Source organism: Saccharothrix syringae (assembly GCF_009498035.1).
GTDB classification, from domain to species: Bacteria; Actinomycetota; Actinomycetes; order Mycobacteriales; family Pseudonocardiaceae; genus Actinosynnema; species Actinosynnema syringae.
Genome location: NZ_CP034550.1, coordinates 1,987,035 through 2,010,886, shown reverse-complemented (window position 1 = coordinate 2,010,886; position 23,852 = coordinate 1,987,035). Strand labels below are relative to the sequence as shown.

Here is a 23,852-nt window from a genome sequence, read left to right as displayed (position 1 = left end):
GAAACGGCGGGGCCCGCCGTTTCTGCCCGAGTACGATATGGCGGGGCCCGCCACTTAGCAAGCCTGGAGACGACGCCATGCCCGACCAGCAGCGCACCGACCACCGGCGCGCCGACGCCCGGCGCAACTACGCGCGCATCCTCGCCGTGGCCGAGCAGGAGGTGGCCGCCCACGGCGCGCAGGCGTCGCTGGAGCAGATCGCCCGCACGGCGGGGGTCGGCTCGGCGACCGTGCGGCGGCACTTCCCCACCCGGCACGCGCTGCTGGAAGCGGTGTCCCGCACGCGGATCGACGCCCTGTGCGCCCGCGCCCACGAGCTGACCGGTGCGGCCGACAGCCGCGACGCGCTGCTGGAGTGGCTGGACGACGTGGTCGCCTACTGCGTCTCGGCCCGGGGGCTGGCGGCCGCGCTCGCCTACGACGGCGCCGAACCCGACCCGGTGCACGAGAACAGCTGCTCGGCGGCGCTGGAGCAGGCGGCGGGCCCGCTGCTGGAGCGTGCCGCGCGGGACGGCGCGGTGGCCGCGGGCGTTACCGTCACGGACCTGATCACCCTGGCCGTGGGCGTCGTCCTGGCCACCGAGCACCACCCCGAGCCCGCCGCCCGCGCCGACCGCCTGTTCCGGCTGGCCGTGACCGGGCTGAGCCCGCGGGGGTGAGCCCGCGGGGGTGAGCCAGCCCCCGCCCGGGGGCCGCGACCGGGCAACCGGCGGTCCAGCCGTCCTGTCCCCGGGGAAGCCGGCGGAGCTCTTAGCGGAACCGCCGGGCGACATCCTCCAGCTTGGCCCGGTACTCCGCCCACGCCGCCTCGTCACCGGACGCCATGTTGTCCAGCTCCCGCCGGTGGCCGACCGCGCCGTCCACCTGCTCGCGCAGGATGTCGAACTGCCCCAGGTGCCGGTGCGTCTCGGCGATCATGTGCACCAGCAGGGTGTGCAGGGTGGTGTGCCGCCGCTGCGGGCCCCACCACGGCACCTCGGTGGGCGCGTCCAGGTCCCGCTCGCCGATGGTGGCGTCCGAGTGCGCCCACGCCCGCCGGTACAGGTCGGTGACGTACTCGCGCGACTGGTCGGCCGTGGCCCACATGTCGTCGTTCTCCGCTGCGCCCTCGGCCAGCCACGGCAGGTCCTCGGGGAACGGGCGGCCCCACACGTCGCCGAAGTACCCGATCTCCACCGAGGCCAGGTGCTTGACCACGCCGAGCAGGTTCGTGCCGGTCGGGGTGAGCGGGCGGCGCGCGTCGTACTCCGACAGCCCCTCCAGCTTCCACAGCGCGGCGTCCCGGCCCACCTGGAGGTACCGGTGCAGCACGGCCTTGGGCCCTTCGCTCACCGCTCCTCCTCCACGGGGCGCAACGACGCCAGCAGCAGGTCCGCGAAGTGCCTGCCGACCTGCTTGGCGGTCAGCGGCCCGCCGACGTTGTACCACTGCCCCAGGTGGTGCACCGAACCGAAGAAGTAGTGCACGGTCAGGTCGGCCGGCACGTCGGCGCGGAGCACCCCGGCCGCCTGGCCCTCCTCGACCAGCGCCCGGAACCGCTCGTGGTACCGGCGCCGTGCGACCCGCATCTCTCGCCGCTTGTCCTCGGCCAGGTGCTCGGCCGAGCGGAAGTACACGCGCGCCTGGTCGAAGTTGTCCACCGAGGTGACCACCACGTCCAAAGCGGCGGCGTGCAGCCGCTCGACCACCGGGGCCGGTCCGGCCGCGATCTGCTCCAGCCGCTCGGTCTGCATCCGCAGCAGGCGGCCGTAGATCTCGTTGAGCAGGTCGTCCTTGGACCCGAAGTAGTGGTACATGGCGCCCTTGGTGACGCCGGCCAGGTCCACGATCTCCTGCACCGCGACCCGGTCGTAGCCCTTGGCGGCGAACAACCGCGTCGCGGCCTCGACCAGCCGCTCCGGTACCGATGCCATGGTCCAAGCATCGCACGCGGCGATCACTGGAACACCGCGATGGGTCGCACGACCAGGTGCCCCTCCTCCGGCTGCCACGACCGCACCCGGCCCAGGCAGGACCCGAAGAACTCGCCGTCGGGCACGACCCGGTCGAGCAGCCACTCGTGCGGGCACTCCAGGCGCACGTGCGGCACGTCCCCGCCGCCGCCCGGTTCGCCGATGGGCGCGAGGAAGACGGTGGAGCCGTCGTCCTCGGACTCCATCCGGAACATGCCGACCAGCGAGACGTAGGCGGTGCCGCCCCACAGCGGCGTGGTGTCGCCCCGGCGCCCCGACGACCGCAGGTGCCGGTCCACCGCCCGGTTGCGCCACAGCCGGCGCCCGACCAGGTCGACGAGCACCAGCTGGCGGCGGTCCGACAGCGCCTTGAGCAGGGGCGTGACCAGGTCGATCGGCTCGTGGACCTCCTGGTACTGCCGGGTCTCCTCGGTGGTGTCGTTCATCCCGGCGGCCACGCCGCGCACCTCGATCTTCCGGTCCTTGGCGCGCACCTCCCGCAGGGTGATCCCCTGGGGCACGGGCCGCAGCCCCAGCGACGACATGATGTTCACCACCGCCGCCGCGTCGAGGTAGACCGGCACGCCGAGGGAGTGCTCGACGGACCTGTCCTCGCGGTAGATCCGCCACGCCACGACCAGCACGCCGACCGTCACCAGGACGGCCAGCGCGGTCACCCCCCACAGCAGCCACCCGACCCACGACGGCCACCAGGCCCCGCTACCGACACCCACGGATCTCCCTCACCGCCTCCAGCAGCGACCCCGCGCCGGCGTCCACCACCCGGCCACCGGTCGCCCGCGCCACCCGGTCCAGCGCCACCGGGTCCGCCTCGCCGAACCGGATCGCGTAGACCGGCGCGGGCGGGTCCGGCCACGCGGCCAGGAACTCCTCCGCGCTCATCCCCGCGTTGTTCTCGCCGTCGGTCATCAGCACCACGCTCCCCTCGCCGGCGCCCGCGCCGCGGTAGGCGTGGTCGAGCGCCGACCAGATCGCGGTGTGGTCGGCCAGCGGCGCGGACGCCAGCAGGCCGGCCAGCGCGTCCAGGTCCGCCGGCCCGCGCACGGTCACCGCCCGCTCGTCCAGCACGGTCCCGGCGAACCGGACCACCACGACCGTCTCGCCCAGCCGGAACCGGTCGAACCCGCCGCCCCGGCTCAGCACCTCGAACGCCTGCCGCAGCCCGGCGATCCGCGGTCCCTCCATCGACGTGGAGTGGTCCAGCACGAACACCACCCTGGTGGGCCTGCCGGCGCGGTCGTGGGCGGCCAGCAGGGCGTCCACCACGTCCTGCGTGGCCGGGAAGTACAGCGCGTTGCCGACCGGGGCGCGCAGCCGGGCATCGCGGGGCAGGTCGGGGTTCGCGGGTCGGCGGAACGTGCGCTCCATGATCGCCCGCTGCGCGGGTTCCGCCCGCAGCCACGCCACCACCCGGTCGTAGGCGGCGCGCTTGCCGCGGTCGAGCAGCATCAGCGGGTAGTCCGACAGCACGATCCCGTCGCGCGGGTAGACCACCTCCAGCGGCTCGCGCAGCTTCCCGGAGGCGTTGAGGGACAGCACGGTCGACTCGTGGGCGAGCACCGCGTCCACCTCGTCCTGCCGCGTGACGTACTCCTCGGCCGGGTCCTCGGCCGGGACCGACGCGACCCGCCCCGCCAGGAACCCCTGGAGCTTGTCGCACGCCACGTCCTGCGGCCGCAGCGCCGCCCCGGTGCCCGCGGCGGCCGTGGCGACGCCGATCAGCGCCGACAGGCCGGCGCCGGAGACCCGCGGGTCGGCCATCACGTACGTCAGCTCCCCCGCGCCGGCGCGCTGCGCGACGTCGGCCCACGAGGCGTCGCGCAACTGCGCCGCCTTGCCCGCTTTCACCCCCATGACCAGCGGGGACAGCATCACGCTGGTGGACAGCGGCAGCTCGGCCCCGCGCAGCTTGAGGTACCGGTTGGACGACAGCCACGCCAGGTCGTACCCGGTGCCGCCCCGGGCCAGCTCCTCGCCCGCCCGGAGGGTCGGCCGGTACTCGACGCGCAGCTCGACCCCGGTGTCGCGGCGCAGGTCGGCCAGCACGGGGGCGAGGTCGGCCAGCTCCGCGCCCGCCAGCACGGTCAGCGTCGTGGTCTCCGGGGCACCGCCCGTGCACCCCGCGAGCAGCGCGGCCACCAGCAGCACGGCGAGCCGCCTCACCGGCAGCCGCCCACGTCTTCGATCATCCTCTCCAGCAGCGGCAGGTCCGGCAGCCACGCCTCGGTGTCGCCCACGCCGCTGCCGGGCACGGGCAGGCCGCGCCGGACCAGGTGGGCGGTCAGCTCGCTGCCGGCGGGGGACGCCTGGGTGCCGTAGACGCGGAACCCCAGTTCGACGGCGCGCCTGCGCAGGGCCGGGTCCTGCGTGACCAGTTCGCCGACCCGGTTGCCCGCGGGGGTGAAGGCGAGCAGTTCCGGTGCGGTCTCGTGCTGCTCCTCGGGGTAGAGCAGCACCCGGTCCTCGTCCGGCTTCCCGGTGCCGTCGATCCACCGGAACTGGTGCGCCAGGTACTGGTGCTCGTAGATGACCACGATCGTGGCGAACGACCGGCCCTCCGGGGTGACGTACTTGGGCCCCAGGTCGTCGCCGTGCTGGCCCTCGATGTCGAACAGCGGCTTGATCTCCTTGGCGAGCCGCGCGGCGCTCTCCTCGTCGGCGGGGGCCTGGTTGCCGTTCCGCGCGAACGCCACCATGCCCAGGAAGGTGGCGCCGGAGTAGGCCAGGCACGGGTCCGGGGTCTGCGCGATGATCCGGTTGCCGTTCCTCGGCAGTCCTTCCGAGAGCGGCGCTTCCTCCGCGAGCTTGCTCCAGGTCGTGCCGGCCTCGACCAGGTCGACGAACCTGGGCAGCGACAGGTCGTAGTACAACCCCCCGCCGTTGTCCTGCCGCTTCGCCACGCCGGCCGCCTCCAGCGCCTTCGCGTACTCGCGGTAGGTGCCGAGCACGATCGGGCTGAAGAAGGGCCGGTAGGTGTTGATCACCTTGCCCCGGCGGCGCTCGCGGACCACGTTGGCCACCGACTGGCCGGAGGGCAGGACGAAGTCGTAGTCGTCCAGGTCGTCCCGGTAGACCAGCTCGCGCGAGGCGATCGGCGTGACCTGGACCCGGATGCCGTGGGACTGCATGATGCGGCGGACCTCGGCGTCCTCGAAGAAGTCCCGCTTGGACGCCATCATCACCCGCACCACGGTGACGTCGCGGAACGGCAGCCACGCCGTACCGGACAGGACCAGCAGGAGGGCCCCGACGAGCGCGGTGACGACCGAGGTGCCGAACGGCAGCAGGAAGCGCTTCTGGCGGAAGGCGGCCCACGGGTCGGCGATGGTGAACTGGGGCTCTGCTCGCGTGCTCGTGGCGACCACGGTCTCCCCCGTGCGGTCGGTGCTCGTGGCGCCAGGCTAGGGCGCGGACCGACCGCGCGGGGGCGGAACCCCGAACATGCGTCCGTTCAGCCTCCCAGCGTCACGCCGCCGTCCACCACGAAGGTCGCACCGGTGGTGTAGCCGCCGGCGGGGGAGGCCAGGAACACCACGGCCGCGGCCAGCTCCTCGGGGTCGCCCACCCGGCCCATGGGCAGCCGGGCGATGTGGCCCTCCAGGTAGCCCTCGGGGTACTGGCCGGTCATCTCGGAGGCGAAGTAGCCGGGCGCGATCGCGTTGACCCGGATGCCCTTGCGGCCGGTCCACTGCTGGGCCAGGTCGCGGGTCAGGCCGAGCAGGCCCGCCTTGGACGCCGAGTAGGCCGCCTGCGGCAGGCCGCCGGTGACCAGGCCGAGCACGCTGGAGACGTTGACGATCGACCCGCCGCCGGTCATCACCGCGGCGGCGGCCTGCGCCATCCAGTAGGCGCCGTGGAGGTTGACGTCCAGCACGTTGCGGAACTGCTCGGGGGTCTCCCGGGAGGCGGGCACGGCGGTGCCGATGCCCGCGTTGTTCACCAGCACCCGCACGTCGCCGAACCCCGCGGCGGCGCGGGCGACCTCGCGGCAGTCCTCGGGCCGCGCCACGTCGGCCTGCACGACCAGCGCGCGCCTGCCCGCGTCCTCCACGAGTCGCGCGGTGTCCTTGAGCCGGTCGGCGCGGCGGGCGGCGAGCACGACGTCCGCGCCCGCCTCGGCCAGCCCCTTGGCGAAGGCCACGCCCAGGCCGGAGGACGCGCCGGTGACGATCGCGACCTGGTCGTCCAGCCGGAACCTGTCGAGGATGCCCATCAGCTGAGCCTTTCGAGGATGATCGCCATGCCCTGCCCGCCGCCGACGCACATGGTCTCCAGGCCGAACTGGGCGTCGCGGGCGCGCATGCCGTTGATGAGGGTGGTCATGATGCGGGCGCCGGTGGAGCCGAACGGGTGGCCCAGCGCGATCGCGCCGCCGTGCACGTTGAGCCGGTCGACGTCGATGCCGAGCGCGCGTTGGCTGCCCAGCACCTGCACGGCGAACGCCTCGTTGATCTCGACCAGGTCGATGTCGCCGATCGCCATGCCGGCGTGGCCGAGGGCCTGCTTCGTCGCCTCGACCGGGCCCAGGCCCATGATCTCCGGGCTCAGGCCCGAGACGCCGGTGGCCACGATGCGCGCCAGCGGGGCCAGGCCCAGCTCCCGGGCCCGGGTGTCGCTCATGACCACCACGGCGGCGGCGCCGTCGTTGAGCGGGCAGCAGTTGCCGGGGTTGACCGTGCCGCCAGGCCGGAACGACGGCTTGAGCGCGGCGACGGCGTCGTAGGTGACGCCTTCGCGCGGGCCGTCGTCGGTGTCGACCACCGTGCCGTCCGGGAGGGTCACCGGGGTGATCTCGCGGGCGAAGAACCCGTCGGCGATGGCCTTCTCCGCCAGGTTCTGCGAGCGCACGCCGAACTCGTCCTGCTCGCGCCGGCTGATGCCGAGCAGGGTGGCGACGTTCTCGGCGGTCTGGCCCATCGAGATGTAGTAGTCCGGCAGCAGCCCGTCCTCGCGCGGGTCGTGCCAGGTCTCGTTGGTCTCGGCGGTGCGCTCGGTGCGGGCGCGGGCCTCGTCGAACAGCGGGTTGTGGTGGGGGTCGCCGTGGCGGTAGCGGGACACGCACTCCACGCCGGCGCTGATGAACGCGTGGCCCTCGCCCGCCTTGATGGCGTGGAAGGCCATCCGCGCCGTTTGGACGGACGAGGCGCAGAACCGGTTGACCGTGGTGCCGGGCACGGTGTCCAGGCCGAGCTGGACGGCGACGCGGCGGGCCGCGTTCTGGCCGTGCTCGTCCTGCGGTTCGGCGCATCCCAGGTGCAGGTCGGTGATCTCGCGCGGGTCGAGCGCGGGCACCTGGTCCAGGGCGGCGCGGACGACCTGCGCGGCCAGGTCGTCCGGGCGCAGGTCCACCAGGGACCCCTTGCGCGCCCTGCCGATCGGGGACCGCGAGGTGGCGACGACGACAGCCTCGGGCACGGTTTTCTCCTCTTGCTCGGTGGTTAGAGGCCCAGCTCGCGGCCGATGAGTTCCTTCATGATCTCGTTGGAACCGGCCCAGATCTTCGTCACCCGGGCGTCCATCCAGGCGCGGGCCACCCGGTACTCCGTCATGTAGCCGTAGCCGCCGTGCAGCTGCACGCAGGCGTCGAGCACGTCGTTCTGCACGTCCGCGCTCCAGTACTTCGCCTTGGCCGCGTCGGTGGCGGTCAGCTCGCCGCGCACGTGGGCCTCGGTGCACTGGTCGACGAACGCCTGGGTGACGTCGACCTTCGTGACCAGCTCGGCGAGCAGGAACTTGTTGTGCTGGAAGGAACCGATCGCCTGCCCGAACGCCTTGCGCTCCTTGGTGTAGGCGATCGTCTCTTCGAGGATCTGCTTGGCGTGCGCGAGGTTCGCGATGGCGGAGCCGACGCGCTCCTGCGGCAGGCGCTCCATCATGTGGATGAAGCCGCGGTCGACCTCGCCGACGACGTTGTCCGCCGGGACGCGGACGTCCTCGAAGAACAGCTCGGCGGTGTCGGACTCGGGCTGGCCCACCTTGTCGAGCTTGCGGCCGCGCTCGAAGCCCTCCATGCCGGTCTCCACGGCGAACAGCGTGATGCCGCGGGCCTTCTTCTCCGGGCTGGTGCGGGCGGCGACCACCACCAGGTCGGCGGAGAAGCCGTTGGTGATGAAGGTCTTGGAGCCGTTGAGGACCCAGTCGGAGCCGTCGCGCACGGCGGTGGTCTTGAGCGCGGCGAGGTCGGAGCCGCCGGAGGGCTCGGTCATGCCGATGGCGGTGATCGTCTCGCCCGAGCAGAAGCGCGGCAGCCAGCGCTGCTTCTGCTCCTCGGTGCACAGGTCCACCAGGTACGGGGCGACGACGTCGTAGTGGATGCCCAGGCACGAGGACATGGCGGCGCTGACCTTGGACAGCTCCTCGCCGAGGACGGCGTTGAAGCGGTAGTCGCCCGCGCCGCTGCCGCCGTAGACCTCGGGGACCTCCAGGCCGAGCAGGCCCTGGCGACCGGCTTCCAGCCACACCTCGCGGTCGATGTGCCGCTGCTCGATGAACTTGTCGTGGTTGGGCTTGAGGGTGCGGTCGACGAACGCCTTCGCGGACTCGCGGAACGCCTCATGGTCGGGTCCGTACAACGTGCGACGCACTTCTCCAGCCTCCATACTAAGCGGTTGCTTAGCCTCTAGCCTGAGGTATCGTCCGTCTTCGTGTCAAGGAGGGGCCATGCCGCGTGACGAGTTCGAACGACTGGATTCGACGTGGGCGTCGGTCACCCCGCCCGCCGCGCGCCGGATGCTGATCGCGGCGGCGGCCGCGTTCTCCGCGCGCGGCTACCACGGCACCACGACCCGCGACATCGCCGCCGAGGCGGGCATGTCGCCCGCCGCGGTCTACATCCACTACCGGTCCAAGGAGGAGCTGCTGTTCCAGATCTCGCGGATCGGGCACGCCACGTCGCTGTCCCTGCTGACCGCGGTGACCGGGGACGACCCGGTGGCGCGGCTGGCGTCGGCGGTGCGGGTGTTCGCGTCGTGGCACGCGGAGTACCGGACCACGGCGCGGGTGGTGCAGTACGAGCTGAGCGCGTTGACCCCCGAGCACCTGGCCGAGGTCGCCGAGCTGCGGCGCGGCATCGAGGGCGCGGTGCGGGAGATGGTCGAGGCCGGGGTGGCGGCCGGGGCGTTCGACGTGCCCGACGTGCGGGGCGCGACCCTGGCGGTGCTGTCGCTGTGCATCGACGTGGCGCGGTGGTTCCAGCCGGACCGGGGGCGCACGCCCGCGGAGATCGGCGACCTGTACGCCGACCTGGTGCTGCGGATGGTCGGCGCGAAGGCGCCCTAGGGCGCCAACCAGCCGCGCTCGCGGGCCGCCCCGGAGCCCTCCCAGGCGTCGCCGGCCCGCCACATCGCGGCGACGTCGAGGTTGGCCAGCCCGTCGAGCAGCCGGTCCCCGGGCCGGTCCCGGAACACCACCACGTCGTTGTCGCCCGCCTCGGCGTGCCCGCGCACCAGCCTGCCGACCCACTTCGCGGCCGCGGCCGGGTCCGCGAACGGCGGGTCGACCAGGAAGGCCCGCCACCGCCCGCCCGCCTCCCCGGCGCGCAGCAGCACGTGGCCCTCACCGGTGTGGTAGTCCGGCATCAGGTCGCGGGCCAGGAAGACCTCCACGAAGTCCAGCGCCAGCACCTGGAGCGCCGAGGCGTGCTCCTGCCGCCGCACGCGCTCGACCTCGTCGACCGGCTTCTCCCGCGCCTGCTCCCCGACGTGCTCGCGCACGTGCCGGAGGAAGGTCTCCGGGCGCATCAGGAACAACCGGACGCCCGCCACCGCCCGCAGCTCCTCGTACCGGTCGGGCCGCGGCCCCCGGGCGGTGCCGTCCTCGTCCAGGCGCCACCAGTCCCGCGCGGTGTCGTCGGCGACGAGCAGGACGTCCCGCCGGCGCCGGGCGGCCTCCGCGAGAATCTGCCGCCACACCGGGTCGTCCTCGCGCTCCCCCGGCGGGGGCGGCTCGCCGACGCGGCCGTAGAGCAGCCCGTCGAGGTCGGCGACGACCGGGTCCTCCTCCGCGTCGACCACCCGGGTGACCTCGGCCAGGCGCGCGGCGACCTGCTCGTGGGCGTCCCGCAGGACCCGCTCCAGCCCGGCCAGCTCACCGGGGTCGCAGGACACCCGGTCCGCCCAGGTCCGCAGCTCCCGCAGCGCCTGCTCCTCGGCCAGGCGCACCCGCTCGACCGCCCGCGCGGTCGCCCTCCCGGCGGCGGCCAGCGCCGCCTCGCGGCCGTGCCAGAACTCGGCGAGCACCTGGTGCGGCACCCACAACCGGTCGCGGACGCGGCGCAGGGCGCGCACGAAGTCCGCGCGGGTGGCGGCGGTGTAGCGGTAGCAGTCGAGCAGCACCCCGGTGTCGAGCACGACCATGCCGCGGGTGAACAGGTCGCGGTAGTGGTCGGGACGGGCGGTGCGGTAGGCGCCGAACCCGTCGAGGATGCCCCTCGGCTCTGCTGACTCGTCGGCCACGCCGGCATTCTCCCCGGCAGGCGAACGGGACCCGTCAGCGCCTCGACTTCGTGCCGTGGAACCCGGCCACCAGCCCGACGCCCAGCGCGGCGATGCCCACCTGCACGGCCATCTCGATCCAGTCCGGCCCCGAGGTCTCCTCGACCCCGAACGCCCGCGCGACCGCCGTGCCCAGGAACGCCGCCACGATGCCGACCGCGACGGTCAACCACAGCGGGATGGCCTGCCTGCCCGGCACGACGAGCTTGCCGAGCAGGCCGATCACGAGTCCCGCGGCCAGAGCGCTGAACACACCGTCGACGCCCACGGCGCCTCCCGTCACTCGCCCTCGAAGAAGTCCCCGACCTCGTCCAGGACCTCACCGATCATCATCCCACCGAACACGCCCGCCGCGGCACCCGCGACCACCCCGCCGGCCCCGATCCCACCGTGGTGACCGCCGTGGCCACCGCCGTGGTGGCCGCCGCGGCGGTGGGCGACCTGGTCCGTCCACTGGTGCAGCAACGCGGCCCAGTCGGTGCGCAGCGCCTCGTCGTGGGACATGGCGAAGTGGCCGAACGTGTCGCCGCCCTGCCGGAACAGCCCGCCGCGGCGGTCGGCCTCCAGCACCACGTACAGGTGGTGCGGGTCGGTCACGAAGGTCAGCTCCAGCTGGCTGATCCGGTGCGCGAACTGGGCCGGGGGCCGGAACTCGATCTCCTGGTAGAACGGCAGCTGCTGCGGCACGCCGTGGATGCGCCCCTGCTCGCAGTCGGCCCGCTGGAAGCCGAAGCCGAGGGCGCCGAACGCGTTGAGCACGTGCTCCTGCGACGGCAGCGGGTGCACGTTGAACGCGTCGAGGTCGCCCGGGTCGACGGCGCCGCGCACCTCCAGCTCGGTGCGCACGCCCATGGTCATCCCGTGCAGGGGCCGGCCGTGCACGACGGTCAGCGGGGTCTCCAGCGGCACCGGGAACCGGAACGGCAGCACGAGGTTCTGGCCCGGTCCGACGGTGATGCGCTGGCCCACCACGACGCGGGCGAACTCGACGGTGCGGTTGTGCTCGTTGTCGCCGCTCTCCACCTCGACGCGGGTGACCAGCGAGAGCTTCACCTGGTCGATGTCGGCCGGGTGGTCACCGCCCGCGATGCGGACCTCGCCGCCGAGCAGCTCGCCCGGCCGGACGTTCGGGTTGGCCAGCACCGTGTCGACCGTGGGACCGCCGACCCCGAACGCGCGCAACATCCTCTTGAAAACCACGGTGGTGCCTCCTGAACTCCACGCCCTGCGACCCGAATGCCCCAAGGACGCCTCGGTGGGTGGATCGGTTCCCTCTGGACTAACGCTAAGTCCAGGTGTCAGTATGCGACCGGGGTCACATACTAAGCGGTCGCTCAGGAGGTCGAAGTGCCCACGCTGTTCGTCGCCAACCGGGGTGAGATCGCCGTCCGCGTGCTGCGGGCCGCCGCCGACCTGGGCTGGGGCACCGTCGCGCTGGTCACCGACTCCGACGACGCGCACGCCCGGTTCGCCGACCGCGCGGTGCGGCTGCCCGACGGGCGCGCGTACCTCGACGTCGACGCGGTGGTCGCCGCCGCCGCGGGCTGCGACCTGGTGCACCCCGGCTACGGCTTCCTGGCCGAGAACGCCCGCTTCGCCCGGCGGTGCGCCGAGGCCGGCCTGACCTTCGTCGGCCCGCCGCCCGAGGTGCTGGAGCTGCTGGGCGACAAGCGGCGGGCCCGGGAGCTGGCCGCCGAGGTCGGCGTGCCGGTCCTGGCGGGCGCCGGCGACGGGTTCGAGGAGTTCTTCCGCGCGCACGGCGCGGTGGTGGTGAAGGCCGCGGCCGGCGGTGGCGGCAAGGGCGTGCGCGTGGTGCGGCACCTGGCCGACCTCGACGCCGCGGTGCAGCGGTGCCGGGCCGAGGCGCTGGCCGCGTTCGGCGACGACGCGGTGTACGCGGAGGAGCTGCTGGAACCCGCCCGGCACGTCGAGGTGCAGCTCGTCGGCACGACCGTGCTCGGCGACCGCGACTGCTCGCTCCAGGCCCGCCACCAGAAGCTGGTCGAGGTCGCGCCCGCGCCGCACCTGTCCCCCGGGCTGCGGAGCGCGCTGCACGACGCGGCCGCCACGATCGCGCGCGCCGTGCGGTACACGGGCCTGGGCACGGTGGAGTTCCTGGTGGCGCCGGACGGGCGGTTCGCGTTCCTGGAGGCCAACCCGCGGCTCCAGGTCGAGCACACCGTCACCGAGCAGGTCACCGGGCTCGACCTGGTCCGCGCGCAGCTCCTGCTGGCCGCCGAGGTGGAGCCCGACCTCGCGCACACCCCGCGCGGCTGGGCCCTGCAGCTGCGGGTGGGCCTGGCCTCGACCGGCCGGCTGACGACGTTCACGCCGCCCACCGGGCCGGGCGTGCGGGTCGACACGCACGCCTCGGTCGGCTACCGCGCGGGCCTGGGCTTCGACCCGCTGCTGGCCAAGGTCGTGGTGCACGCCGACGACCGGGACACCCTGCTCAAGCGGGCCCGGCGGGCGCTGGACGAGTTCGCCGTGGAGGGAGCGCGGACCAACATCGCGTTCCTGCGCGACCTGCTGGACCACCCGGACTTCTGGCGGGCGCACACCGGGCTGGTGGACTCGCTGCCGCGCGAGGACACCGGGGCGCGCGCCCCCGTGCAGGGCACGGTCGTGGCGGTCGAGGACGGCACCGTCGTCGTCGAGGCGATGAAGATGCAGCACGTCGTGCGGGTCGGCGACGCGCGGGTGCTGGTGTCGGTCGGCGACACCGTCGCCGAGGGCGCCCTGCTGGCCGAGGGCGTGGACGTGGCCGTGGAGGAGAAGGCGGGCGAGGTCGACCCGGACGAGGTGCGGCCGGACCTGGCCGAGGTGCTGGCCCGGCACGACTTCGCCCGCCCGGAGGCCGAGGCCAGGCGCCACGCGGCCGGGCGGCGCACCGCCCGGGAGAACATCGCCGACCTGTGCACCGACTTCGTCGAGTACGGCGGCCTGGCGATCGCCGCGCAGCGCCGCCGGCGGTCGCTGGACGAGCTGGTCGAGCGCACCCCCGCGGACGGGCTGGTGGCGGGCGTGGGCCGGGTGAACGGCCGGCAGGTCGTGGCCATGTCCTACGACTACATGGTGCTCGCGGGCACGCAGGGCATCCGCAACCACGCCAAGAAGGACCGGATGTTCGCGCTGGCCCGGGACCAGCGGCTGCCCGTGGTGCTGTTCGCCGAGGGCGGCGGCGGGCGGCCCGGCGACACCGACCACGGCGGGGTCAGCTGGCTGGACTGCCAGGCGTTCCACCTGTTCGCCAAGCTGTCCGGGCTGGTGCCGCTGGTCGGCGTGGCCTCGGGCCGCTGCTTCGCGGGCAACGCGGTGCTGCTGGGCACGTGCGACGTGGTCATCGCGACCCGCGACGCCACCATCGGCATGGGCGGCCCGGCGATGATCGAGGGCGGCGGGCTGGGCGTGTTCCGGCCCGAGGAGGTCGGCCCGGTCGACGTCCAGGTGCCCAACGGCGTGGTCGACGTGCTGGTGTCCGACGACGCCGAGGCCGTCGCGGTGGCCAAGAAGTACCTGTCCTACTTCCAGGGCCCGGTTCCCGCCTGGGAGTGCGGCGACCAGCGGGTGCTGCGGCACGCCGTGCCGGAGAACCGGGTGCGCGCCTACGACGTGCGCACCGTGGTGCACGCGCTGGCCGACACCGGGTCGGTGCTGGAGCTGCGCCCGGCGTTCGGGCGCGGGATCGTCACCGCCCTGGTGCGCGTCGAGGGCAGGCCGCTGGGGCTGATCGCCAACGACCCGGCGTGGCTGGGCGGCGCCATCGACTCCGACTCCGCCGACAAGGGCGCGCGGTTCCTGCGCCTGTGCGACGCGTTCGACCTGCCGGTGGTGTCGCTGTGCGACACGCCGGGGTTCATGGTCGGGCCGGACGCCGAGCGCACGGCCACCGTGCGGCACCTGACCCGCCTGCTCGTGGCGGGCGCGAACCTCGACGTGCCGTTCGGCTTCGTGGCGCTGCGCAAGGCTTACGGGCTGGGCGCGCAGGCGATGGCCGCGGGCAGCCTGCGGGCGCCCCGGTTCGCCGTGGCGTGGCCCAGCGGCGAGTTCGGCCCGATGGGGCTGGAGGGCGCCGTGCGGCTGGGCTACCGGCGGGAGCTGGACGCCATCGACGACCCCGCGCAGCGCCGCGAGGCGTTCGAGGCGATGGTCGCCGCCGCCTACGAGCACGGCAAGGCGCTGAACGTGGCGTCCGCGTTCGAGATCGACGACGTCATCGACCCCGCCGACACCCGGCGCTGGATCAGTTCGCTGCTGACCTGCGGGCCCGTGCCCGCGCGGACCGGCAAGAAACGTCCCTTCGTGGACACCTGGTGAGAGGGATAAGCATGGTCACGACCGCCCCGCCCGACCAGCGCCGCACGTTGCGCAAGCTCATGGCCGCCGGGCTCGTCGGATCCTCCTTGGAGTGGTACGACTTCTTCATCTACGCGACCGCCGCGGCGCTGGTGTTCCCCAAGCTGTTCTTCCCGGAGGCGTCGCCGCTGGTCGGGCTGCTGCTGTCGTTCAGCACGTTCTGGGCCGGGTTCGTCGCCCGGCCGCTGGGCGGGCTGGTGTTCGGGCACGTCGGCGACCGGCTCGGCCGCAAGCCCGCGCTGGTGACGTGCCTGGCGCTGATGGCGACCGCGACGTTCCTGATCGGGCTGCTGCCGACCAGCGCGTCGATCGGCGTGGGCGCGCCGGTGCTGCTGGTGCTGCTGCGGTTCCTCCAGGGCATCGCCGTCGGCGGGCAGTGGGGCGGCGTGGTGCTGCTGCTGACCGAGACCGCGGGTCCGGCGCGGCGCGGGTTCGCCGGGACCTTCGGCCAGGCCGGGGTGCCGCTGGGGGTCATCCTGGGCAACGTGGCGTTCCTGGTGGTCGGCGCGGTGGTGCCCGCCGCGTCGTTCGCCACCTGGGGCTGGCGGGTGCCGTTCCTGGCCAGCGCGCTGCTGTTCCCCGTGGTGCTGTTCATCCAGCTGAAGGTCGAGGACAGCCCGGTGTTCCGGGAGATCAAGGAGCGGCGGGGCGAGGCGCCGGTCGCGCCGCTGTCGGAGGTGCTGCGCACCCACAAGCGGCCCGTGCTGCTGGGCGCCGGGCTGATGTTCGCGTCCAACGCGGTGTTCTACGTCAGCATCGCCGGGGTGCTGGACTACGCGACCCGGGAGCTGGGGCTGGCGCGCAACCCGGTGCTGGTGGTGACGCTGCTGTCGTCGCTGCTGTCCGTGCCGGTGATCCTGCTGGCGGGCCGCTGGTCCGACCGCCACGGCCGGCGGCCGCTGATCGTGGTCGGCGCGGTGGCGATGACGGTGTGGGCGTTCCCGTACTTCTGGCTGGTGGACACGGCGTCGCTGGGGCTGCTGTTCGTGGCGCTGACGGTGTCGGGGATCGGGTCGAGCCTGGTGTACGGGCCGGTGGCCGCGTACCTGGCCGAGCTGTTCGCGCCGCACCTGCGGTACTCGGGGGCGTCGCTGGCGTACCAGTTGGCGTCGATCCTGGTCAGCGGTGGGACGCCGGTGATCATGGCGGCGCTGCTGGCGGCCACCGGGTCGTCGCTGTCGGTGTCGGCGTTCCTGCTGGTGATGGGGCTGGTGACGCTGGCCTCCGTGCTCGGGTTGCCGGAGACGCACCGGGGAGACAAGAAGTGACTTAGACTCGATTTGCTATTCGACACCACCTGGAACTAATCTGCGCACCCGTGTCGACGATGCAGAAAAATGAAAATTATTTCACCGAGGATTTCCCCGGCGGTGAAAGCGGCAATGACGGTCAATAATCGGTAGTGGGTCACTCGAAAGGGCGGGGCGTCACACTGTGACGCCCCGCCCTTTGAGTTCCAGCCGCATTCCGATGGTGCGCCGCTCGGGCAGGTCGAAACCGTCGAAGAGGAACACCGGCCGGCCGTTCTCCTCAGCACTCGGCCCGGCGAAGAAGCCGTTCTCGTTCTCGTCGAAACCGACGGGCTCCACGTAAGCATCGGTACCACGGGGCAGGACCACCTTGTAGGACGCGTAGACCACGGGCGTCTGGAAGCGCATGACGAAGTCCTCGGGAACCCTGTTGCGCACCAACGGCTCACATCGCCCCGGCCACTCGAACCCGATCGCGATGTTGATCTCGCTACCCAGTCGCGGTGGGCGCGGGAAGTGCACGATCAGCACCAACTTGCCGTCCTCGACCCAGGCTTTGGTGGTGCTCAAACTCGCCCCCGGCAGGTCTCCGACCAGCAATTTCCGCACGTCAACCCGCACCCGCGACCGGTAGCGGGCGGGCTGCGGCCAGCGGCAGCCCTCGACCAGGCGCAGGACCTGGAGGTCGTTGACCACCTTGGCGCGGATGGTGAGCGACTTGCGCGCGTCACCGTTGGCCTCGACGACGAGGTGCTCTTCCCACTTGATCACCTGATAGGACGGGTGGCGGTCGTCCGCGACCATCTTGGAGTACTTGGCCACCAGGGCGACGTTCTCCTCGACCCGCCTCTTCAGCACCCGCTGCCTGGAGAGCAGGACAAGGCCGAGCGAGAGCACCACGAGCGTCGTGACGACGAACGCGCCGGCCTTGACGGCGGCGTTCCCGAACACCGCGGCCAGCAGCATGGCGAAGGACATCAAGCCGAGCACCGCCCTGACCACAGCCGCCGCGCCTTCTTCGGCCAGCAGGTCGTCCAGCCACTGCACGAACCGGTCCAGCACCTCGCCCCCTGGGAGACGCAGTCACCCGATGGAGCCAGAGGGTATCGATCTGTAGTCACCGTGCGCAGTGCCGAGCGGACCGCCTCGTCCGGGAACGCCCGAATTTCGCCCGCTCGGCCGCAACACCGCCCGCACTTCTACGGACCTGCCCGGCAAGATCAACGCCCTCCCCCGAGTGAACGGTCAACCGGGTGACGTGCGGAACGTTGCGGGCTTGCCGTACGTTGCCGTGCCGTGACCACTCTCCTGGGACGGTTCAAGCAGCGGATGCGCCGGTTCGCGCAGAAGCCCGGCTCCGCCGACCTCACGCCCTACCGCAAGCTGCTCGACGAGGTGAACGAGCGGGCCGAGCGCGTGAAACAGCTGAGCGACGAGGAACTGACCGCCGCGGCCGCCGAGCTGCGCGGCAGGTCCGAGTTCGGCCGTCCCGAGCTGGTGGAGGTCTGCGCGCTCGGGCGCGAGGCCGCGGACCGCGCCCTGGGCCTGCGGCCGTTCGACGTGCAGGTCCTCGGCGCGCTCGGGCTGCTCGAAGGCCACGTCGTCGAGATGGCGACCGGTGAGGGCAAGACGCTCTCCGGCGCCATCGCCGCCGCCGGCTTCGCGCTGCGCGGCGACCGGGTCCACGTCGTCTCGGTCAACGACTACCTCGCCCAGCGCGACGCCGAGTGGATGGGCCCGCTCTACGAGCTGCTGGGGGTCAGCGTCGGCTGGATCAACCAGAGCTCCAAGCCCGAGGAGCGCCGCGCCGCCTACCAGGCCGAGGTCACCTACGCCCCGGTCAGCGAGATCGGCTTCGACGTGCTGCGCGACCGGCTGGTCACCGACGTGGCGGACCTGATCGTGCCCGAACCGCGGGTCGCGCTGGTCGACGAGGCCGACTCGGTCCTGGTCGACGAGGCGCGCGTGCCGCTGGTGCTCGCGGGCTCCACCGCCGGCCCGGCGGTCGACCCGGCGCTGGCCGACCTGGTCAAGCGGCTGCGCCGCGACCTGCACTTCGAGATCGACGACGAGGAGCGCAACGTCTACCTGACCGGCGCGGGCAGCGAGCTGGTCGAGCGCGCCCTCGGCGGCATCGACCTGTACTCCGACGAGCACGTCTCCACCACGCTGTCCAAGGTCAACGTGGCCCTGCACGCGCAGGTCCTGCTGCACCGCGACGTGGACTACATCGTCCGCGACGGCAAGGTGCACCTGATCAACGACACCCGCGGCCGGATCGCGAAGCTCCAGCGCTGGCCCGACGGCCTCCAGGCCGCGGTCGAGGCGAAGGAGAACGTGGCCACCACCGACGCGGGCGAGGTGCTGGACTCGATCACCGTCCAGGCCCTGCTCAGCCGCTACCCCACGGTGTGCGGCATGACCGGCACCGCGGTGGCCGTCGCCGAGCAGCTGCGGGACTTCTACAAGCTGGAAGTGCTGGTCATCCCGCCGAACGTGCCGACCGTCCGCGAGGACGAGGCGCCCCGGCTGTACGCGACGCTGGAGCAGAAGGAAGCCGCCATCGTCAAGGAGATCGAGGAGGTCCACGCCACGGGCCGCCCGATCCTGGTCGGCACGCTGGACGTGGCCGAGTCCGAGCGGCTGTCCCGCAAGCTCGCCGAGGCGGGCCTGGAGTGCGTGGTCCTCAACGCCAAGAACGACGCCGAGGAGGCCGCGATCATCGCGGACGCGGGCTCGTTCGAGCGCATCACGGTGTCCACCCAGATGGCGGGCCGCGGCACGGACATCCGCCTCGGCGGGCACGAGTCGACCGACCGCGAGCGCATCGCCGAGCTGGGCGGCCTCTACGTCATCGGCACCGGGCGGCACTCCAGCAGCAGGCTGGACGACCAGCTGCGCGGCCGCGCGGGCCGCCAGGGCGACCCCGGCGGTTCGGTGTTCTTCTCCTCGCTCCAGGACGACCTGGTCACGCAGTACGTGCCCGACCACGAGGAGCCGACCGAGATCGACGACGACGGCCGCGTCACCGACGCGGGCACCCTGCACACGGTCGAGCACGCGCAGCGCGTGGCCGAGGGCGTGCAGCTGGAGATCCACCGCAACACGTGGCGGTACAACAAGCTGATCGAGCACCAGCGCGAGCTGATCCTGGAGTTCCGGGACAACGTGCTGCGCACCGACGCCGCGTGGCACGAGCTGTCCAAGCGCCGGCCGGAGCGGGCCGAGGAGCTGGCGGAGCTGCCCGAGGAGCTGAAGGTCTCCGCGGCGCGGCTGATCGCGCTGCACCACCTCGACCAGCGGTGGAGCGACCACCTGGTGTTCCTGACCGACCTGCGGGAGGGCATCCACCTGCGGGCGCTGGCCCGGCAGAACCCGCTCGACGAGTTCCACCGCGAGGCGATCCCGGCCTACCACAAGATCGTGCCGGACGCGTGGGACGAGGCGGAGGAGACCTTCGCCAAGGTCCAGATCGACGAGGACGGGGTGCACCTGGCGGAGGCGGGCGTGCACCGGCCGAACACGACGTGGACCTACCTGGTCAACGACAACCCGTTCTCGTCCGGGCTGGAGGAGACGTTCAAGGGCCTGGTGAAGCTGGTGCGCCGCCGCTGAGGCGGGCGCGGGGCGCCGGGCGACGGGGCACGAGGGGCGGGGCGCGGGTCCTGCGGCGGTCGGACCGCCGCGGGGCTCGCGCCCTTCGTCGTCCGGGAGGGGCGGTCATCGGCGCCGGACGGCCCGGGCGGTTCCCGCGACCGGGGACGGGACCCGCCGCGGGCGGGCACCCGGTGATCCGGACGGGCCCGCTGCGGGCGGGCACGGGGTCGGGCGGCGGGGTCGGGGGCGAGGGGGTCGGGGATGGGAGGTGGGGACGGGGTGAGCCGACCCGCTGCGGGCGGGTCCTCGGCGGTCGGGTTCCAGCGGACCGGGGAAGCTGCCCCGCCTCAGGTGAGGGGGGCGGTCAGCTGGGAGTCCTCGACGGGATCGGCCTGGCGGGGCAGGCCCGCCGCTCTCGGCATCCGCTGCGCCACCGCCTGCTCGGTGAGCGCGCGGATCTCCGCCAGGATGTCCAGGTGCTGCTGGGACGGTGGCGGGCCCACGAGGTTCGAGTGGTCGAACGCGGTGCGTTCGGCTCGCGACGCGAGGTTCTGGATGCGCCGGATCAGGTCCCACTCCTGGTCAGTGCGCGTAGAGCGCCGTTGCTCAGTCACCCCGGAAGCAGACACCTCACGCCGGGTGAACGTAAATCACCTGGAGGTGCGAACTTCACTGCGTCAACTCAGCTACCCCGCGCAGAGGGGCCAAAACACCCCGTTCGTGGGACTCAAGGCCGCCACGCGCGGGCGAGTAACCACTTCGGCCCCAGGCCAAACGCCTTCGGACCGAAGTTGATCCGGAACCACCCCCGCCTGGCCGTAACCCGTACAGGTGACGGCACAACGCCCTGACCCACCGTCGTCGAACCCACCCCGCCCGAGTGGCTGCCCGCACCACACCGGTGACCCCCGTCATGGCGGCGCGACCCATTACCCCGCACCGCGAACGGACCTACGGTGCCACGGGTGAACATCGCCGTTCCGCTGATCGCAGCGCTCCTCGCCACCACGGTGCAGGCGGTACCCGCGCACGCCGCGGGGTGCGGCCCCCTGCGCGTCCCCGGTGCCGAGCACCAGGAACTCACCCGCCTCGACGACCTGTCCACCGCGGGCGGTCGCACCGACCCCGCCGACTGGGCCGGGCTCACCGCCGCCGACCTGCCCGCGCCCACCCCCGTGGCGGGCACCCAGCTCGACGGCTACTTCCCCGACACCTCCACCACCAACACCAACCACGGCTGGGCGCACGACTCGCAGTTCGTGATCCGCCTGCCCGAGCGCTGGAACGGCGGCCTGGTCGTCGCGGGCTCGCCCGGCGTGCGCGAGCAGTACGCCAACGACCGCGCCATCAGCGACTTCGCCCTGGCCCGCGGCTACGCCTTCGCCGCCACCGACAAGGGCAACACCGGCGTCGCGTTCCACCGCGACGGCACGCGCCCCGGCGACGCGATCGCCGAGTGGAACCACCGGGTCACCCAGCTGACCCGGGCGGCCCGGGCGGTCGTCGCGCAGCGCTACTGCCGCCCGCCGGCGCGGACCATCGCCACGGGCATCTCCAACGGCGGCTACCTGGTGCGCTGGCAGCTGGAGAACCACCCCGAGCTGTACGACGGCGGCGTCGACTGGGAGGGCACCCTCTGGACCGCCCGCGGCCCGAACCTGCTGACGTTCCTGCCGCCCGCCCTCGCCGGCTACCGCACCGGCGACCGGCAGCAGGTCGTCGCCGCCGGTTTCCCGGCCGGGTCCGAGTTCCTGTGGGACTTCCACCACCAGGTCTACTGGGACCTCACCCAGCGCATCTACCGCGAGGAGCTGGACCCGGCGTGGGACGGCGACCTGGAGGCGGGCACGCCGTTCTGCGCACCCGGCACCCCCGCCTGCGACGCCGACTACGACTACGCCACCCGCCCGCAGGCCCAGCGGGCGGTCGAGCGGATCGCGCTCACCGGGCGCATCGGCCGCCCGCTGCTCACCCTCCACGGCACCTTGGACGTGTTGCTCCCCATCTCCCGCGATTCCGACGTGTACGCGGACATGGTGCGGCGCGCGGGCCGCGGCGCGCTGTTCCGCTACTACCGGATCGAGGGGGGCACGCACGTGGACTCGCTGTTCGACGCGTTCCCGGACCGGCTGCGGCCGCTGGCGCCGTGCCACCGGGCGGCGTTCGCCGCGCTGGAGGGGTGGCTCTCGGGTCACCGCCCGCCGGCGTCGGCGACCGTCGGCCGACCGGCGGCGGTGAGCTCCGCGGAGTGCGCGCTCGCCTGAAATCCGGTGCCCCGCCGCTCGACCCGCACCGGGGGCCGAGCGGCGGGGCTACCCGAGCACCCGCATCAGCCTCAGCGCGAGCTGCACCTCCAGCACGCGGTCCGGTGACTGCCAGTCCTCCCCCAGCAGGCTGGCCACCCGGTCCAGCCGCTGCACCACGGTGTTCACGTGCACGTGCAGCTCGTCCTTGGCGCGGCTGAGGTTCGCGCCGCAGGCGAAGTAGGCGGTCACCGTGCGCACCAGCTCGGTGCCGCGGCTCGCGTCGTAGTCCAGCAGGGGCCCCAGGGTGGACCGCACGTACCCGGCCACGTCCGCCCGGTCGCCCAGCAGCACGCCGACGAACCCCAGGTCGGCGAGCGTGCCGCCGGTGCCGCGCCTGCCCAGCCGCAGCAGCGCCAGCAGGCACCGCACCGCCTCGGCGTGCGCGGCGGCCACCCGGCCGGGCCCGTCGGCCGGTCCGCCGGACCCCACGGTCACCGGCGCGCCGACCGCCTTGCCGAGCACGCGCGCCGCCGTGCCCGCCGCGCCCACCAGGTCCGTGCCGGGCAGCACCAGCACCACGTGCTCGCCGTGCACGCCCGCCAGGCCGCGGCAGCCGGAGGCGTGGTGCGCGGCGGCGGCGAGCAGCCGGTCGCGCGGGCCGTCGGCGACCAGCACCACGTGCGGCGCGGCCAGCTCCACCCCCACCCGGCGGGCCCGCGCGCGCAGCGCGACCGGGTCCAGGTCGGCGCTGGTCAGCAGGTCGTGGATCAGCTCGCCGCGCACCTTGTTCTCGGCCTCGGCGACGGTGCGGCGCAGGAGCAGCAGCAGGGCGGTCACCACGCCCGCGCGCTCGAACAGGCGGCGGTCGGCGTCGCCGAGGTCCGGCCGATCGGCCAGGGTGATGCTGCCCAGCAGCTCGCGGCCCGCCAGCACCGCGCACACCCACGCGCCGTCCTGCGGCACGGCCCGGCCGCTGGCGCGGGAGGCGTTCACGGCGGCGCGCGGCGCGGCGGCGGGCGCGGTCCCGATGCGGGCCAGCTCGGCGCCGTCGCTGTCGTGCACGGCGATGCCGCCGTCGAGCACCTTGGCCACCGCGGCGGCGACCTCGGGCACGTCCGCGCCGCGCAGCACGAGGTCGGTGAGCCGGTCGTGGGCCTCCTCGGCGCGGCGCATGGCCTCGTTGTGGGCGCGGATCACCTCGCCCGCGGCGCGGGTCTCCTCCAGCAGGTTGGCGGTGTCCAGGGCGATGGCCGCGTGGTCGGCCAGCGAGGACAGCAGCGCCACCTCGTCGGGCGGGAACTGGCGGGGCGTGCGGTTGGCGGCGTAGAGCACGCCGATGACCCGGCGGTCCAGCTTGAGCGGCACGCCCAGGATGGCGACCAGCCCCTCGTCCCGGACCGCCGCGTCGATCGGGCCGGTGTGGTTGAAGCGGTCGTCGGCGGCGTAGTCGGCGGTGACGTAGGGCTGGGCGGTCTGCGCGACCAGGCCGCCCAGCCCCTCGCCCATGCCGAGCCGGAGCTGTTGGAACAGCGGGGAGATCGACCCGTCGGTGACGCGCATGTAGGTGCCGCGCTCGCCGGGGTCGTTCATGCTCAGGTAGGTGATGTCCGCGCCCAGCAGCAGCCGGGCGCGGCGCACGATCGACCGCAGCGCGGCGTCCGGGTCGCGGGCGCCGGCCAGGTCGTTGGCCGTGTCGAACAGGGCCTCCAGCTCGGCCTCGCGGCGGCGGTGCGCGGTGAGCGTGCGGCGGATGCGCAGCGCCCACTCCGCGGCGCGGGCGACGCGGTCGAGCTCGCGGTCCGGCAGCCCGGCCGCGCGGGCCGCGGGGAGCACCGCCGCCAGCCGCTCGCTGTCGGCGTCGCCCGCCAGCAGGTCCAGCAGCTCCAGCAGGTGCTCCACCGCGTCCGGCCCGTCGGTCATGCCGTCATGCTTCCACTG

The 23,852-nt window shown here is 73.4% G+C and carries 20 protein-coding genes; 6 read left to right on the top strand and 14 right to left on the bottom strand.

The window, feature by feature from the left end:
- Positions 1 to 77: 77 nt before the first annotated feature.
- On the top strand, positions 78 to 659 hold the full coding sequence (locus EKG83_RS09540) for a TetR/AcrR family transcriptional regulator (RefSeq protein WP_033433628.1): 582 nt from the start codon (positions 78 to 80) through the stop codon (positions 657 to 659).
- 91 nt (positions 660 to 750) lie between these two features.
- Here EKG83_RS09540 and EKG83_RS09535 read toward each other — a convergent pair whose 3' ends face one another.
- The 8 genes from EKG83_RS09535 to EKG83_RS09500 all read right to left on the bottom strand — a co-directional run bounded on the left by EKG83_RS09535 (position 751) and on the right by EKG83_RS09500 (position 8,557).
- Positions 751 to 1,332 (bottom strand): DinB family protein, encoded by a 582-nt coding sequence (locus EKG83_RS09535; protein ID WP_033433627.1) that lies wholly within the window; start codon positions 1,330 to 1,332, stop codon positions 751 to 753.
- Positions 1,329 to 1,913 (bottom strand): TetR/AcrR family transcriptional regulator, encoded by a 585-nt coding sequence (locus EKG83_RS09530; RefSeq protein WP_033433626.1) that lies wholly within the window; start codon positions 1,911 to 1,913, stop codon positions 1,329 to 1,331. The genes EKG83_RS09535 and EKG83_RS09530 overlap by 4 nt, the downstream gene beginning before the upstream one ends.
- Positions 1,914 to 1,936: 23 nt before the next feature.
- A complete protein-coding gene (locus EKG83_RS09525; protein WP_033433625.1) occupies positions 1,937 to 2,686 on the bottom strand; it encodes a hypothetical protein in 750 nt (249 codons plus the stop codon).
- Positions 2,673 to 4,136 (bottom strand): vWA domain-containing protein, encoded by a 1,464-nt coding sequence (locus EKG83_RS09520; protein WP_033433624.1) that lies wholly within the window; start codon positions 4,134 to 4,136, stop codon positions 2,673 to 2,675. The genes EKG83_RS09525 and EKG83_RS09520 overlap by 14 nt, the downstream gene beginning before the upstream one ends.
- Positions 4,133 to 5,338, bottom strand: a complete 1,206-nt coding sequence (locus EKG83_RS09515; protein ID WP_033433623.1) for a hypothetical protein — start codon at positions 5,336 to 5,338, stop codon at positions 4,133 to 4,135. Before EKG83_RS09515 ends, EKG83_RS09520 begins: the two co-directional genes overlap by 4 nt.
- Before the next feature lie 86 nt (positions 5,339 to 5,424).
- A complete protein-coding gene (locus EKG83_RS09510) occupies positions 5,425 to 6,186 on the bottom strand; it encodes an SDR family NAD(P)-dependent oxidoreductase (protein WP_033433622.1) in 762 nt (253 codons plus the stop codon).
- Positions 6,186 to 7,388 carry an acetyl-CoA C-acetyltransferase gene (locus tag EKG83_RS09505; RefSeq protein ID WP_033433621.1) on the bottom strand — a complete coding sequence of 401 codons (1,203 nt, stop codon included), beginning with the start codon at positions 7,386 to 7,388 and terminating at the stop codon, positions 6,186 to 6,188. The genes EKG83_RS09510 and EKG83_RS09505 overlap by 1 nt, the downstream gene beginning before the upstream one ends.
- A 23-nt stretch (positions 7,389 to 7,411) precedes the next feature.
- Positions 7,412 to 8,557: an acyl-CoA dehydrogenase family protein gene (locus tag EKG83_RS09500; RefSeq protein WP_033433620.1), complete on the bottom strand. Its 1,146-nt coding sequence runs from the start codon at positions 8,555 to 8,557 to the stop codon at positions 7,412 to 7,414.
- A gap of 76 nt (positions 8,558 to 8,633) precedes the next feature.
- On the opposite strand from EKG83_RS09500, the gene EKG83_RS09495 reads away from it, so the two are divergent.
- Positions 8,634 to 9,251: a TetR/AcrR family transcriptional regulator gene (locus tag EKG83_RS09495; protein WP_051766518.1), complete on the top strand. Its 618-nt coding sequence runs from the start codon at positions 8,634 to 8,636 to the stop codon at positions 9,249 to 9,251.
- Here EKG83_RS09495 and EKG83_RS09490 read toward each other — a convergent pair.
- From EKG83_RS09490 to EKG83_RS09480, 3 genes are read right to left on the bottom strand one after another with little or no spacing between them, the layout of a single operon-like run.
- A complete protein-coding gene (locus EKG83_RS09490) occupies positions 9,248 to 10,426 on the bottom strand; it encodes a PIN-like domain-containing protein (RefSeq protein WP_033433619.1) in 1,179 nt (392 codons plus the stop codon). The genes EKG83_RS09495 and EKG83_RS09490 overlap by 4 nt on opposite strands.
- Before the next feature lie 34 nt (positions 10,427 to 10,460).
- Positions 10,461 to 10,733: a GlsB/YeaQ/YmgE family stress response membrane protein gene (locus tag EKG83_RS09485; RefSeq protein ID WP_033433677.1), complete on the bottom strand. Its 273-nt coding sequence runs from the start codon at positions 10,731 to 10,733 to the stop codon at positions 10,461 to 10,463.
- A gap of 11 nt (positions 10,734 to 10,744) precedes the next feature.
- The gene (locus EKG83_RS09480; RefSeq protein WP_033433618.1) at positions 10,745 to 11,665 is read right to left on the bottom strand and encodes a sporulation protein; all 921 of its coding nucleotides are present in this window, start codon (positions 11,663 to 11,665) and stop codon (positions 10,745 to 10,747) included.
- A 147-nt stretch (positions 11,666 to 11,812) separates the two neighbouring features.
- Between EKG83_RS09480 and EKG83_RS09475 the strand changes: the two genes are divergently transcribed.
- Together EKG83_RS09475 and EKG83_RS09470 are read left to right on the top strand one after the other, a co-directional pair.
- Positions 11,813 to 14,782 carry an acetyl-CoA carboxylase family protein gene (locus EKG83_RS09475; protein ID WP_033433617.1) on the top strand — a complete coding sequence of 990 codons (2,970 nt, stop codon included), beginning with the start codon at positions 11,813 to 11,815 and terminating at the stop codon, positions 14,780 to 14,782.
- 11 nt (positions 14,783 to 14,793) lie between these two features.
- On the top strand, positions 14,794 to 16,089 hold the full coding sequence (locus tag EKG83_RS09470) for an MFS transporter (protein ID WP_033433616.1): 1,296 nt from the start codon (positions 14,794 to 14,796) through the stop codon (positions 16,087 to 16,089).
- A 159-nt stretch (positions 16,090 to 16,248) separates the two neighbouring features.
- Here EKG83_RS09470 and EKG83_RS09465 read toward each other — a convergent pair whose 3' ends face one another.
- Positions 16,249 to 17,133 (bottom strand): hypothetical protein, encoded by an 885-nt coding sequence (locus EKG83_RS09465; RefSeq protein WP_033433615.1) that lies wholly within the window; start codon positions 17,131 to 17,133, stop codon positions 16,249 to 16,251.
- 234 nt (positions 17,134 to 17,367) lie between these two features.
- Here EKG83_RS09465 and secA2 point away from each other — a divergent pair, with 234 nt between their 5' ends.
- Positions 17,368 to 19,686 carry an accessory Sec system translocase SecA2 gene (gene secA2, locus EKG83_RS09460; protein WP_084716856.1) on the top strand — a complete coding sequence of 773 codons (2,319 nt, stop codon included), beginning with the start codon at positions 17,368 to 17,370 and terminating at the stop codon, positions 19,684 to 19,686.
- A 329-nt stretch (positions 19,687 to 20,015) separates the two neighbouring features.
- Here secA2 and EKG83_RS09455 read toward each other — a convergent pair whose 3' ends face one another.
- A complete protein-coding gene (locus tag EKG83_RS09455) occupies positions 20,016 to 20,282 on the bottom strand; it encodes a hypothetical protein (RefSeq protein WP_033433614.1) in 267 nt (88 codons plus the stop codon).
- Positions 20,283 to 20,624: 342 nt separating this feature from the next.
- On the opposite strand from EKG83_RS09455, the gene EKG83_RS09450 reads away from it, so the two are divergent.
- Entirely contained in the window at positions 20,625 to 21,932 is a 1,308-nt protein-coding gene (locus tag EKG83_RS09450; RefSeq protein WP_051766517.1) for an alpha/beta hydrolase family protein, read from the top strand.
- Positions 21,933 to 21,980: 48 nt separating this feature from the next.
- On the opposite strand, the gene EKG83_RS09445 is transcribed toward EKG83_RS09450, so the two are convergent.
- On the bottom strand, positions 21,981 to 23,834 hold the full coding sequence (locus EKG83_RS09445; RefSeq protein WP_033433612.1) for a helix-turn-helix domain-containing protein: 1,854 nt from the start codon (positions 23,832 to 23,834) through the stop codon (positions 21,981 to 21,983).
- Positions 23,835 to 23,852 lie beyond the last annotated feature (18 nt).